This window comes from Aeromonas sp. S9(2024), from assembly GCF_041403185.1.
GTDB classification, from domain to species: domain Bacteria; phylum Pseudomonadota; class Gammaproteobacteria; order Enterobacterales; family Aeromonadaceae; genus Aeromonas; species Aeromonas enteropelogenes.
This window is the reverse complement of record NZ_JBGLRE010000003.1, coordinates 38,881-51,298: the sequence shown is the minus strand read 5'-3', so window position 1 is coordinate 51,298 and position 12,418 is coordinate 38,881. Positions and strand designations below refer to the sequence as shown.

Sequence of the window (12,418 nt, the reverse complement as noted above, 5' to 3'; positions counted from 1 at the left end):
GTCAAACTTCGGCTTTACCCGCTAGTTTACCCCAAGCCTTCGGCTAAAACAGATTGATTACTCATGTTAAAACAGATTGATTTATTCACGGATGGCTCCTGCCTCGGCAATCCGGGCCCGGGCGGTTACGGTGCCGTCATGGTTTATGGCAAGCATCGCAAAGAGATCAGCGCCGGTTTTCGGCTCACAACTAATAACCGGATGGAGCTGATGGCCGCCATCATGGGCCTGCGCACCCTGAACGAGCCCTGCCAGGTTCGCCTCACTACCGACAGCCAGTATGTGCGCCAGGGGATCACCCAGTGGATCATCGGCTGGAAGAAAAAAGGGTGGATGACGGCCAATCGCCAGCCGGTCAAGAATGTCGACTTGTGGCAGGCGCTGGATGCGGAAGTGAGCCGCCACCAGATCGAGTGGCTCTGGGTCAAGGGGCACTCCGGCCATCCGGAAAACGAACGCTGTGACGAGCTGGCCAGAGAGGCAGCCTGCAGCAAGCAGTTGGCCGAGGATACCGGCTACCAGCCCTGACGCGCCATTCCCGGTGTGGCCAGCGATTTTGGCAACTGCCAGCGGCGTCGCACCGGGATGAGTGGAAAGCGCCGCTTACGGGCGGCAATCACATAGACAGAGGCAAATCCCCGGCAATAATCCCGTCCCAGGCTCTCCCGCCACCAGCTATGCCAACTTTGTCGCCCCATGAACGAGTAGCCAAAGCGTTCATCGAACATCACCTCGCATCCCAGCAACTGCAGCCAGTCCGTGACCCGTCCCGGGGTAAACATCCGTGCCGACCAGGGCAACTTGCGCCGCAGCACCGGCATGTAGTGCCCGATCCCGACCAGACTCAGCGGGTTGTAGCCGCTGACGATCAGCCAGCCATCGTCGGTCAGCACCCGTTCGGCTTCGCGCAATACCTGATGGGGATCGGCAGAGAAATCGAGACAGTGGGCCAGCAGACAGGCATCGACGCTGCCGGTACGCACCGGCAAGTCCAGCGGATCGCCGTACATGTCGAGCAGCCGACCTTCGGGGGCGACGCCGATCTGGTGGCGAATGGAGGAGCATTTGCAGGAGAGCTCGGCGCTCAGGGCACCTATTTTCAACAGATGATAGCCAAACAGGTTCGGGCACCAGTTGTCGAGCCGCTCCTGAATTTCACCCGCCACCCAGTCCCCCATGGGCAATGCGGACCAGCTGGTCGGGATCTCGATTTGTTGTTCGGTACGTGCCACCTGCATAATAGGGCTCAACTCGGGGTTTCGAACGCCATCCTGTTATATAAGATACCCTCCCTAAAGAGAAGCAGACTCATGTATCCAGTGATCACAGTTCCAGCCTTTAACGACAACTACATCTGGTTGATCCGACACGAAAATCATTGCCTGGTCGTCGACCCGGGCGACGCGGCTCCGGTGCTGGAGCGGCTGGCCGCACTGGAGTTGCAGCTCGATGCCATCTTGCTGACCCATCACCATCACGATCATGTCGGCGGCGTTGGCGAACTACTCGGCCACTTCCCCCACGCCAAGCTGTATGGGCCCAAACTGGACCCCATGCCCGATCACCACGGCCAATGGCTGGAGGATGGCGATCAGATCAACTGGCATGGTCTCGCCCTTGAGGTGATCCATGTACCCGGCCATACCCGTGGCCACATCGCCTATTACAGCGAAGGCATGCTGTTTTGCGGTGACACCCTCTTCTCCGCTGGCTGCGGTCGTCTGTTCGAAGGGACCGCGGAGCAGATGTATCGCTCGCTAGAACGCCTTGCGGCCCTGCCCGACGACACCCTTATCTATTGCGCCCATGAGTACACCCTGTCCAACCTGCGCTTTGCCTATGCAGTCGAGCCGGACAACCCGGCGATCCAGCGCCAGATCGGGCTGATCAGCAAACGGCGTCAACAGGGACTGCCCAGCCTGCCCAGCCGGCTCGGAGACGAAAAGTCATTCAACGTTTTTCTGCGTTGCGAGGCGGGCTCGGTAAGATTTTCTGCTGAAAAACATGCACTAAAATGCGTGGAAAATCCGGTAGATACCTTCACCATCCTGCGCCAATGGAAGGACGTTTTTTGAGCAAACCTTGATCAGGGGGACGTTGCCCCTTATGATGCGGGCTGTTTTTGTTACAAATGACCGGAACGAGATGAAGGTACGAACGGCCTTATTGGCAGCGCTGTTGCTCAGCGGCTGCCAAAACCTGAGCCATCAGGATGACCGGGCGCTAACGGCAATCGAGCCGATCAAGTCCCCCCAGGTCAATAAAAAAGCGAATAAAAAACATGCTTCACGTTTCGTTTTCGGCGATGAACAGCTGGACGAAATGGAAGATACGGACAATCTGTGGGTGCGTATCAGCGATGATATGCAACTGGATACCCCGGATAACCCCCGTATCAGGAAGCAACGCGAGTGGTTGCTGCGCAACGACAAGCATCTGGCGACCATTGCCAGCCGGGCTGAACCCTACCTGTATCTGATGGTGGAGGAAATAGAACGGCGTGAGCTGCCAATGGAGCTTATTACTGTTCCGATGATCGAGAGCATGTTCAATCCTCGTGCTCGCTCCCGCAGCAATGCGGTCGGTCTGTGGCAGTTTGTGCCCGCCACCGGCCGAAACTTCGGCCTGCGTCACGACAACTGGTATGACGGTCGCCGGGATGTGCTGGCGTCCACCAATGCGGCGCTCGACTATCTCGAATACCTGAACCGCTTCTTTGATGGTGACTGGCTGCAAACCCTGGCCGCCTACAATGCCGGCGAAGGACGGGTTCGCAATGCCATCGTGCGCAACCAGCGTGCCGGTCGCCCGACCGACTACTGGTCCCTCGATCTGCCGCGGGAAACCCAGATGTACGTGCCCAAGATCCTGGCCATGGCAGACATGCTCAGCAATGCAGACAAGTACAACATCAAGTTGCCGGTGCTTGCCAACCAGCCCAAGTTGCGGGTGGTCGAAACGGGCAGCCAGATCGATCTTAACGTGGCAGCCCAGCTGGCAGGCCTGCGCGTCTCCCATCTCAAGGAGGTCAACCCGGCCCTGAGTCGTGGCGTGATGTCCCCCCGTGGCCCCTATCGGCTGCTGGTACCGGTCGAATACGCCGATACTCTGGAGCTGGCGCTGGCGGATCTGCCCAAGAGCGAGCGTATCCGTACCCGCTCCTATCAGGTGGTCAGCGGAGACACACTGTCGCGCATCGCTCAGAACCATGGTGTCAGCGTGAGCGAGCTGAAACTGGCCAACAATCTGCGCAGCAACAACCTGCGCCGTGGCCAGCAGCTGGTGATCCCCCTTGGCGGCAAGGCAGTGGTCAGCAGCCAGGCCACGGTTGCCAGCAAGCCGCAGCAGCTGGCGAGTCGTGGGAGCACGTCGAAGAACAAGGTGAGCTACAAGGTGCGCTCCGGCGATACCCTGTGGAGCATCAGCAAGATCCACGGCGTCTCTCACAACGAGCTGGCCAAGTGGAACGGCCTGAATGCCAAGTCGGCCCTCAAGCCGGGCATGAATCTGGTGGTCTATCCCAAGCAGGGGAAGAGCAACAAGTCGGTGGTCTATCAGGTTCGCCGCGGCGATTCCCTCTCCTCCATCGCGGCCCGCTTCCAGGTGGCCATCAACGATGTGATGCGCTGGAACCAGCTCGACAAGGGGGACTACCTCAAGCCGGGCCAGGAGCTGACCCTGTTTGTGAACAACAACAGCTAAGCGCGACCCACGCCTTGACCCGATATAAAAACGGGGCCAGTCAACTGACTGGCCCCGTTTCTTTTTAACGCGGTAGCGACTAGTCCCATAGCTGGGTCGGCACCACCAGCAGCACGGTACGCTGCCCCACCTCCACGTTGGCATTGGGGAAGACGATGGCCTCGCGCGGCTTTTCGACCGTGTATCTCAGATCCCCATCCTCAGCCAGCACGAACCCCTGGGGAAATTCGGTGAAGTTGTCCACGTCGCTGGCGAACAGGAAGCGAAACTGCTCGGATCGCTTGTTGATCACCCGATCGATGGCAAACAGGGTGAAGTCCTCGGCGCGCCAGGGCTCCAGTGCCACCTCGTCTTGGGTCACCAGCTCCTGCAACGCGACCTTGGTCTCGATGAAGCGGGTCATGTCGTTCTCGCCAAACGGACGCACCTTGCCAAGCTCCACCGTGAAGGCGTGGGCTCCGTGCTGGTGCGAGCTGTAATAGCTGAAGGTGGTGGTGGGGCCACCGGAGAGCAAGATGGTCCTCACTCCGCAGGCCCCGAGAAACTGAACCTGCTCCCGGCAGTGGGGGCGCTCGTGGGGGAAGGGATAGACGGCAAACTTCTCGTGGCGCGAGCCACGAATGGCTGTGTGCAGATCGTAGTGATAGCGCGGGCGGTCCGGATCGGCGAAGAAGCGGCTCACATACTGCTCGAGGCGCATGGCGCGGATCCGCTCCCGGTTGCACAACCCCTCCCCCTTGCTGTGGGCGCCAGAGAAGAGGCGGTTCATGTTCTCCTCCACCTCCCGCACCCCGAGGTTCATGGCGGCCGGATTGCCAAACAAGAACAGGATCCGGTGACGGGCCTGCAACTCCCCCTCAAGCAATCGGGTCAGCAGCTGGTTGCAGATCTCGATGGGGGCCGTCTCGTTGCCGTGAATGCCACAGGAGAGCACGATATCCTTGCGCCCACCGGGTTGATCACCGGCCCCGGAGGCGGGCTCGAGGCAGAGTACGCCGGTATCCCAGACACTCACCCTGTCGCCATTGGCCAACGCATAGGAAAAGGGCTCGAGCTGCCACTCATGGCTGCGGGTCAAGGCCAAAAAATCATGCTGGGGAATCATCCATCTCACCCTCTTGGTCTGAAACACTAGGGTGGATTATACGCAAGGCGACGTGGCTTAAAATCCGTTTTTTAAACAAATTCAAACATTAATGATACAAATTGGCGAACAGGCTGACGCAGAAACCAATAGGGTCAAGGGCAACCATTAAATGGTTGCTGGCGAGGAAAAACAGCGTGGTGCAGCCGGTCTATCACTGGCTGGCAAGGGGGATGGGGATCAGCAGAACAACGAGGCATCCATGCCCGGTCGATTAACCACGCCAGAACGGCTTGGTGGTTTCCTGATAGCGATCGGCTTCGCTCAGACCGATGTCCTTGAGCAGGTACTCGGGCAGCTCGGAGAGCTGGCGACGGCTGCGGCTGCGCTCCAGCCAGGTCAATACGGTCATCTTGGCACGAGCGATCAGGTTCAGCTCGCTGTCGTGGTGATAACCGGCTTGGGTATAGGTCATGTTGGCCATGGTATTGCTCCTCCGGGTTCTGATGTTTGCGCACTGGGCTTGAAGATGATGCGCAAAGCTTAGTCAGGGGCCGGATCCGTCTCAATTGACGAATTTTGATACATGACATTAGCAAAACTAATGGTTAAATGCGCAACGATTTAAATTTAACTCATTGAATATAAAGGATTAATAAAACACGAACAGCAGCCGTATGCTGCCACAGCATATTGTGCTGGGCAGGAGCCCTCTATATATGCAATTCAGCACGCATCCTATGCACTCGCAGCATGCCACCCCTGCGCCGATCACCTCGTCTTTACAGCGTTTTGTTAATTTATTGATCTTTCATTGATCGTTATTTAACCCAATGACACACAAAAGAAACCTGGCTGGCGCCGTCTCTTTCCCATGCATGAGGCCAGCAGCCATCCACGACTTGGCGCCTCGCCGCCATGCTGGTATGGTTATTTATACAGTGGTTTGCCTATCACCGAGCCCGCTCCAGGGCCGGATGCGACAACAGGATCATCGATGGACACCTTTACCCCTACCGCCGCCCTGCGCCAAAAGATGGAGGCGATTGAAGATTCACTGGCCCGGCTGGCCGCGCTGCTGCGCCAGCTCGAACTGAAAGAGGCCCATGTCTACCCCCTGCCCCCGGTCCCGCAGGGGGAAGAGCACGACCCCATCGAGCGGATCGAGGTGGGCTATCTGTGCGGGGAGGAGGCGCTCGCCGCCACCCTGGCCGCCTATCAGGATCACAGCGCCCGCCCGGGTTGCTCCACCAAGGCGACTCATCGCCTGCCCGGCTGGTTGCGCTTCCCGGCCGCCGCCGCCCCCCTGCTGGCCCCCCTGATTGAGGAGATCAACCGCCACAAGCTTGAGTTCAAGGGGCTGGTGCAGCAGGCCGGCGGGCGGGACGAGAAGTTCGAGCTGGTCCACACCGCCCTGCCCGGCGTCATCACCCTGCAGGTCTATCGCAAGCTGACCCTGCTGAATGGAGAGCTGCAATCATTGGGATTTACCTGGGCCGACAAACAGACCATCAACCGCCTCAGCCGGGAACAGGTGCTGGAGATGCTGGAGCGCAGCCGCCGCTACGTGCCGGCCCTCTCCAACAACGAGGAGTGGAGCAAGATGGTGGATCAGGAGGTGTATGACATCCGTCGCCTGCCCGCTGATGCCGAGCTGCGGATCCGCCGCCCGGTCAAGACCCACCCCATGATCAACCTGTTGTGGCAGGCGCGCACACCCCGCAAGCAGCAGATCAAGGCGAGCCTGCCCCTGCTGCTCTGCGCAGACAGCTCCCCCGCTGTGACTCATCTTGGCAACTACCCGCCCAAGAGCCGGCAGGCGCGGCATGATCGCAAGATTGGCGGCGAGCCCATCATAGAGCGGCTCCACCTCTACCTCTATCAGGGGTAAGCGGCGTCCGACCCTGTGCAGATTGACCAATAAAAGAGAGGGGAGCATCCGCAGATGCTCCCCTCTCTTCTTGCCCTTGGCGGCGCGATCTTAGCTCATCAGCAGGGCCCGCAGGCTCTCCACATCGAGGCCACGCACCTCGGATTGACCGCTCAGCAGGCCATCGGCCAGCGCCCGCTTCTCGTCGTGCAGGGCGACGATCTTCTCCTCCACCGTCTGCTCGCACACCAGGCGATAAACGGTGACCGGCTGGGTCTGCCCCATCCGGTGCGCCCGATCGCTCGCCTGATCCTCCACCGCCGGATTCCACCAGGGGTCTAGGTGCAGCACAGTATCGGCCTGGGTCAGGTTGAGCCCTGTGCCCCCCGCCTTGAGACTGATGAGAAACAGCGGCACGGACTCGCTGCGAAAACGCAGGATGGAGTCCTGACGCGCCTTGGCCGAGCAGGCTCCATCCAGGTAGCAGTAGTCCCACTCTCGCTGCTCGATCCGCGCGCGCAGCAAACTCAGCAGATCGACAAACTGGCTGAACACCAGCACCCGGTGGCCGCCGTCGATGGCCTCCTCCAGCAACGCCATCGCCTCGTCCAGCTTGCTGCTGGTCTGGGACCACTCCGGCATCACCAGCTCGGGGGAGCAGCAGAGCCGGCGCAGCCGGGTCAAACCGCTCAACACGTGCATCAGGGCGCGGCCATCGGCACTTTGCACCTGCTGCACCACCTCGCGCCGGGTCGCCTCGTAGAGCTGGCGCTCCTCGGGAGAGAGGCTGATGTGATGGATGATCTCGGTCTTGTCCGGCAGCTCGGTCAGCACCTCTTGCTTGAGACGCCGCAGGATGAAGGGGCTGATCACCGCTCGTAGCAGCGCCATGTGCTGGGGATCCTTCACCGCCTTGCCAAAACGGCGCTTGAACTCGCCGAGGCTCCCGAGCAGGCCCGGGTTGATGAAGGTAAACAGGCTCCACAGTTCCCCCAGATGGTTCTCGATGGGGGTGCCGGAGAGGGCAAGACGAAAATCCCCCTCGAGCTGGAACAACAGCTTGGCCCGCTGGGTGCCGGCGTTTTTGATCTGCTGCGCCTCATCCAGCACGATGGAGGGCCAGCGGCGGGATTTGAGCGCCGCCGACAGGCCGCCGAGCATGCCGTAATTGAGCAGGATCACCTGACCTGCTTTGGCCTCGCGGATCACCCCTTCCCGCTCGGCAGGATTGTCGACGGTCACCACCTCCAGCTCGGGGGCGAAGCGGGCCACCTCCTCCTGCCAGTTGGTGACCACAGATTTTGGCACCACCACCAGCGCAGGGCCCAGATGCTGGCGCATGCGCAGCACAATGAGGGCCTGCAGCGTCTTGCCAAGGCCCATGTCGTCAGCCAGACAGGCGCCGAAGCCGTGATGGGCCAGGGTCGCAAGCCAGCGCACGCCATCCTTCTGGTAATCCCGCAGCGCCTCGAGCAGCTCGGCCGGGCACTCGACCTCCTGTTGCCACTCCTGCTGCAGGTTCTGCCAGGCTGCATCCCCTTCGGTGGTGATGACGGAGAGCAGCCGGGTCAGGGGATAGGCCAGCTTGTTGTTGATCCGCTGATCTTCGTCCAGCATGGCCCCCAGCATAGTGAGGCGCTCTACCAGCTTGTCGCTCAGCATCAGGCTGGTCTTCTCGTCGAGCTGAACGGTGCGCTGACCCGGGGTCATCTGGCGCAGGATGAGGCGCAGATCGAGGATCTGGTGCTCATCGAGGGACAAAGCCCCCTCCACCTGGAACCAGTCTTGGCGCCGTTCGATACGAAGGCTCAGGGCCGCCTCGTCCAAACTCTTGAGGCGGGCGCTGTCCTGATGCCAGTGGATGACCACGCCGTTATCCACCAGCTCGGGCAGGGCGTTGACCAGCGCCAACGCCTGTTCCCCCTCGAGTCGCCACTCGGTGCCGGGCAGGCCGATGGGCAGGGCGGCGCGAAGCACTTGGGCCTGCTCCTTCTCGGCCGCCAGATCCCGTTGCCAGTAGCAATACTCCTGGATCCCCTGGCGCACAATGGCCTCCCCCTTGCCAAGAGGCTGGGGGGGCACGTCATCGAAGCGGGTCACCAGCCTGACCGAGAGCTGGCCATCCTGCCAGTCCAGCTGAACCGACGGGGTCCCTGGCCAGGGGGCCAGTTCGGCATTGCCCTGCAAACCGGCCACCTGGCTGTGCCAGGGCAGATCCGGGATGGCATCCAGGGTCTGTTGCAGCTCAGCCAGCCCTGCGGCGGGCAGCAGGGGGATGGCCTCGAGGGCCGGCAGGCGATCGAGCAGAGGCTGGGGGGTGAGAATAAGCTGCCACAAGTCCTGCGCCAGCGGCATGATATGGGCCCCGCGCGCGGCAGCGGCCGGGATGAGGCGGGCGCTCATCCCCTGCTCCACCGCCACTATCTGCAGCAGGGGCGCGGTCAGCGCCAGCTGCAGCTTCTGCCCTCTGGCATTGAACAGCCGCGGGTGATTGGCAAGGGGCGCCCACACATCCCGGGGCAAGCGGCTCATCACCCGGGGCAGAGTGCGCACCAGCGCCCAGTCGTGCTCATCGAGCAGGGCCGCATACTGGGTGGAGAGCAGGGTGGGATCGACCCGGCGACCGGCGGTCCACTCCCCCTTGGTGCTGAGCTTCTGGATCTTGCATTCGAGCTCGGGACCGTCGGCGTGGAGCAGCCACACCAGCCGCTCCTGGGGCTTGCGCACCCCGCTAGCGCGCCCCAGCCCCTGCAACCAGTTGAGCCAGTTGGCGGACGCCGCCGTCTTCTCCTCGTCGCTCTCGTCGTCATCCTCATCGCCCTCCTGCAGCTGGCACAGGGGCGCTCCCTTGACCGTCTCCTCCAGCAGCAGGCGCAGCAGATCCTGACAAAATCCCATCAGCCTGTGATGGGGCTCGGCATCCAGCAGGTGGGTGAGATCCCACTTGTGCAGCATGGCCACCTGGGGACTCTGAATGCCGTGGCGAGCCAGGGCACAGAGATCGAGCCAGAGGTAACCCCAGTGCAACTCCTCCACCGGCAGTTGCAGGGTATCGAACAGACCCACCGCCTGGCCGTGGCGCTCCCCCGCCCATTGGCTGAGCAGGTCACCCAGCAAGGGGAACTGGCCCGCCAGGCTGCGCTGCCACTTCTTGCGCTGTTCGCTCGCCACCACGGGATCGGCCTGCTGCAACCAGCCCAGCCAGAGCAGGGCGCTGAACGAACGGGGCCACTGCCCGGCCTCATGACTCCCCTGCCACTGGCCGAGGGCAGTCAGCAGGCGCTCGCCAAGCGGCCCCTGCGACTCTATGGCCAGCGCCTGCAAGGCGGGCCAGTCAGTGCTCACCCCGTCATCATCTCCACAGAGCCAGCGCCACTCCGCCTCGAATGCCCGGGCGAGGGGTTGCACCTCGGGGGCGCAGCGATGCAGCTGGCCAGCCAGCGGCCACTGCGCTTCATAGGGAGCATCGAGCAGCAGTTGCAGGGAGAAGTGTTCCAGCAGCAACTGTTGCCAGGCGGGGCTGGAGCCTGCCAGCAGTTGGTAGGCATCCGGCGTGTCGAGCAGGGTCAGCAGTTCGCTGGCCGAGAAATAGGCCGGAACCTCCCCCGCCTTGCCGCGGCACAGCTCGCGCACCAAGGCGTGGGCGAGATCCTGACCGGTCAGGGAGGAGACCTTGTGCCACTCCGGCGCGGGACAAAACCCGCCACGTACGCCCAGGATCAGCGCCAGCGTTCCCTCGGCCGTCAGGCTCCACTGCTGCTCCCCCCGCAGCCTCACCAGTCCGGCATCTTGCAGCCGGAGCAGGTCGCCAGGCAGGGAGTGACCCAGACCCAGCTGCTCTTGCAGCAGGCGGGTACTGGCAATGCGCTGCAGTTGCAACGCGGTGAGCAGGGCATAGCTATCCGAAGAGAGAGTGGAAACAGACATCAAGACTCACGGGCAGGTGCAAAAGCGGAATTTTAACGGTAAAGCGCCAACGGCTCGACCCTTGACAACGAAATAACGCAAAAAAAAAAACGGCCATCCATTGATGACCGTCGAAAGTAACGAAGGAAATAGCTGGATTCACCAGTTACCTCCCACAGCGGGAAAATCGGGAGCGTTAGCCCCTAATTCGTGGTGCCAATGCTAGAGGTTGACGCACGAAAAAGCTTTGAAGCGGATCACAGTTGAAAAGGATTTCTGAAAACGCTTTCAATTTTGACCCGCGAAAATAGCTAAATGGAGCCAGATATACAGGCGTTTTGACACATCAAAAAGACGATGGGATAGCCCCTGCCGGGCCATCCCATCTCTGGCGATTCAATCACCGACCTTCGTGACACAGGATCAAAAAAAGTCTGGTCAGGCGCGGCCTTCGATCTAGCTACCTTGAGCCTCTGTCGTCATCTTCCCGAACCAGTGCTCCGACAATTTTTGAGCCTTTTTGACTTCCGGCTTGGTCATCGCCGCTTCCAGCTCGTCCCGTGCCTGCGCCGCCTCAGGCATTCCTTCGGTCGCCGCCAGCGACAACCAGGCATAGGCATGGATCCGGTTGCGCGGCGCCCCCAGTCCCTCTTCACGTAGGGTTCCCATGCGGTATTGCGCCATCCGATTGTTCTTCATCGCAGCCAGACGATACTGCTTGAGCGCCAGGGCATAATCTTCCTGGCCCCCCTGGCCCAGTCGCAACATCTCCCCATAGGCGTATTGCGCCTGGGTATGCCCTTGCTGTGCGGCCTTGCCATAGCTGGCCCTGGCTTGCTCCAGCTCCCCCTGCTCCTGTTGCAACTGAGCCAACTCGAACCAGGCCTTGGTCACGCCCCCTTGCGCCGCCTGAGTCAGCAGCTGGATGCGATCGCCCGGCGCAGTCTGTTGCAAGCTCAGCTGATATTGCGCCTCGTGATTGCCGTGGCCAGCCGCCAGCTCCAGCCAGTAGCGACCGAGGGCCGGATCCGCTTTGACTTGCTCACCCGCCAGATAGGCCATGCCCAGCCAAAGCTCGGCCTCGGCGGAACCGGCATTGGCGGCGCCTTGATAGGCCGCAAACGCGTTGGCAGGCGCTGCCTGCTTCGCCTGCCACAGCAAGGCATCCGGCTGCTGCTGGGCCGCCGCCTTGTCATACCAGCGCTGCGCCAGATCGCCACGTTTGGCTACCCCCTTGCCCTGCTCATAGCGCAAGCCAAGTTGGTACTGGGCATCGCGGTTGCCAAGATCGGCTGCTTTTTCGAGCCACTTGACGGCATCTTCGTCGGCACCGCGCTGCGTGGCATACCACTGACCCAGGACCAGTTGTGCCTCGGCATGCTCCCCCTTGGCGGCCTGCTCGAACCAGTCGAGACACTCGCTCACCAGCTTGCCCTGATGCTGTTCCCGACACGCCACCCCCAGCTGATAGCTGGCATTGGTATTGCCAAGGCGCGCCGAACGCTGCCACCACTGGGTCGCCTGCGCCGGATCCTTGGGCTCGCCCAATCCGGCCTGATACCACTCCCCCACTTGCCAGGCGGCGCTGGCACGGGTCTGCCGATCAGCCGCCAGGGTACCGCTCTCCCGGGCGACCTGCTGCATCCAGTGCATGGCATTGGGATAATCCGGCTTGGCGGCAAGCCGCTGGGCCAGCTCGTACTGGGCCTTGCCATCCCCCTGCCTTGCGGCTTGGGCGAGTTCGGCCTCGGTGAGTGACGGGGTTGTCGTGCAGGCGGTCAGCCAGCTGGTCGCCAGCGCCAGCCACAAGGTCTTGTGATTCATACTTCTGCTTTCGTTTAGTGAAAAAAATTTTG

The 12,418-nt window shown here is 61.5% G+C and carries 9 protein-coding genes; 4 read left to right on the top strand and 5 right to left on the bottom strand.

From position 1 onward, the window contains the following. Nucleotides 1-63: 63 nt before the first annotated feature. The gene (gene rnhA / locus ACB028_RS06460) at nt 64-528 is read left to right on the top strand and encodes a ribonuclease HI (protein ID WP_026457477.1); all 465 of its coding nucleotides are present in this window, start codon (nt 64-66) and stop codon (nt 526-528) included. Here rnhA and ACB028_RS06455 read toward each other — a convergent pair. Further along, on the bottom strand, nt 516-1,238 hold the full coding sequence (locus ACB028_RS06455; protein WP_026457478.1) for a methyltransferase domain-containing protein: 723 nt from the start codon (nt 1,236-1,238) through the stop codon (nt 516-518). The two genes, rnhA and ACB028_RS06455, sit on opposite strands and share 13 nt — an antisense overlap. 72 nt (nt 1,239-1,310) lie before the next feature. On the opposite strand from ACB028_RS06455, the gene gloB reads away from it, so the two are divergent. Together gloB and ACB028_RS06445 are read left to right on the top strand one after the other, a co-directional pair. Beyond that, nucleotides 1,311-2,075 (top strand): hydroxyacylglutathione hydrolase, encoded by a 765-nt coding sequence (gene gloB, locus ACB028_RS06450; protein ID WP_371143801.1) that lies wholly within the window; start codon nt 1,311-1,313, stop codon nt 2,073-2,075. Nucleotides 2,076-2,145: 70 nt separating this feature from the next. Then, nucleotides 2,146-3,702 (top strand): LysM peptidoglycan-binding domain-containing protein, encoded by a 1,557-nt coding sequence (locus tag ACB028_RS06445; RefSeq protein ID WP_338610503.1) that lies wholly within the window; start codon nt 2,146-2,148, stop codon nt 3,700-3,702. A gap of 79 nt (nt 3,703-3,781) precedes the next feature. On the opposite strand, the gene astE is transcribed toward ACB028_RS06445, so the two are convergent. Continuing rightward, the gene (gene astE / locus ACB028_RS06440) at nt 3,782-4,807 is read right to left on the bottom strand and encodes a succinylglutamate desuccinylase (protein WP_371143800.1); all 1,026 of its coding nucleotides are present in this window, start codon (nt 4,805-4,807) and stop codon (nt 3,782-3,784) included. A gap of 253 nt (nt 4,808-5,060) precedes the next feature. After that, complete coding sequence (locus ACB028_RS06435; RefSeq protein ID WP_026458132.1) at nt 5,061-5,270, bottom strand: DUF1127 domain-containing protein; 210 nt, start codon at nt 5,268-5,270, stop codon at nt 5,061-5,063. 513 nt (nt 5,271-5,783) lie between these two features. Here ACB028_RS06435 and ACB028_RS06430 point away from each other — a divergent pair. Beyond that, nucleotides 5,784-6,677, top strand: a complete 894-nt coding sequence (locus ACB028_RS06430) for a DNA replication terminus site-binding protein (protein WP_371143799.1) — start codon at nt 5,784-5,786, stop codon at nt 6,675-6,677. 90 nt (nt 6,678-6,767) lie between these two features. Here the strand turns inward: ACB028_RS06430 and ACB028_RS06425 are convergent, their stop codons facing one another. Beyond that, the gene (locus ACB028_RS06425; protein ID WP_371143798.1) at nt 6,768-10,583 is read right to left on the bottom strand and encodes a DEAD/DEAH box helicase; all 3,816 of its coding nucleotides are present in this window, start codon (nt 10,581-10,583) and stop codon (nt 6,768-6,770) included. Nucleotides 10,584-11,018: 435 nt separating this feature from the next. Beyond that, nucleotides 11,019-12,386, bottom strand: a complete 1,368-nt coding sequence (locus tag ACB028_RS06420) for a tetratricopeptide repeat protein (RefSeq protein WP_371143797.1) — start codon at nt 12,384-12,386, stop codon at nt 11,019-11,021. Nucleotides 12,387-12,418 lie beyond the last annotated feature (32 nt).

What these genes read in the sequence shown, in the direction of transcription:
- rnhA (WP_026457477.1), top strand. Translation starts at nt 64, where the DNA reads ATGTTAAAACAGATTGATTTATTCACGGATGGCTCCTGCCTCGGCAAT.
- ACB028_RS06455 (WP_026457478.1), bottom strand. Translation starts at nt 1,238, where the DNA reads ATGCAGGTGGCACGTACCGAACAACAAATCGAGATCCCGACCAGCTGG.
- gloB (WP_371143801.1), top strand. Translation starts at nt 1,311, where the DNA reads ATGTATCCAGTGATCACAGTTCCAGCCTTTAACGACAACTACATCTGG.
- ACB028_RS06445 (WP_338610503.1), top strand. Translation starts at nt 2,146, where the DNA reads ATGAAGGTACGAACGGCCTTATTGGCAGCGCTGTTGCTCAGCGGCTGC.
- astE (WP_371143800.1), bottom strand. Translation starts at nt 4,807, where the DNA reads ATGATTCCCCAGCATGATTTTTTGGCCTTGACCCGCAGCCATGAGTGG.
- ACB028_RS06435 (WP_026458132.1), bottom strand. Translation starts at nt 5,270, where the DNA reads ATGGCCAACATGACCTATACCCAAGCCGGTTATCACCACGACAGCGAG.
- ACB028_RS06430 (WP_371143799.1), top strand. Translation starts at nt 5,784, where the DNA reads ATGGACACCTTTACCCCTACCGCCGCCCTGCGCCAAAAGATGGAGGCG.
- ACB028_RS06425 (WP_371143798.1), bottom strand. Translation starts at nt 10,583, where the DNA reads ATGTCTGTTTCCACTCTCTCTTCGGATAGCTATGCCCTGCTCACCGCG.
- ACB028_RS06420 (WP_371143797.1), bottom strand. Translation starts at nt 12,386, where the DNA reads ATGAATCACAAGACCTTGTGGCTGGCGCTGGCGACCAGCTGGCTGACC.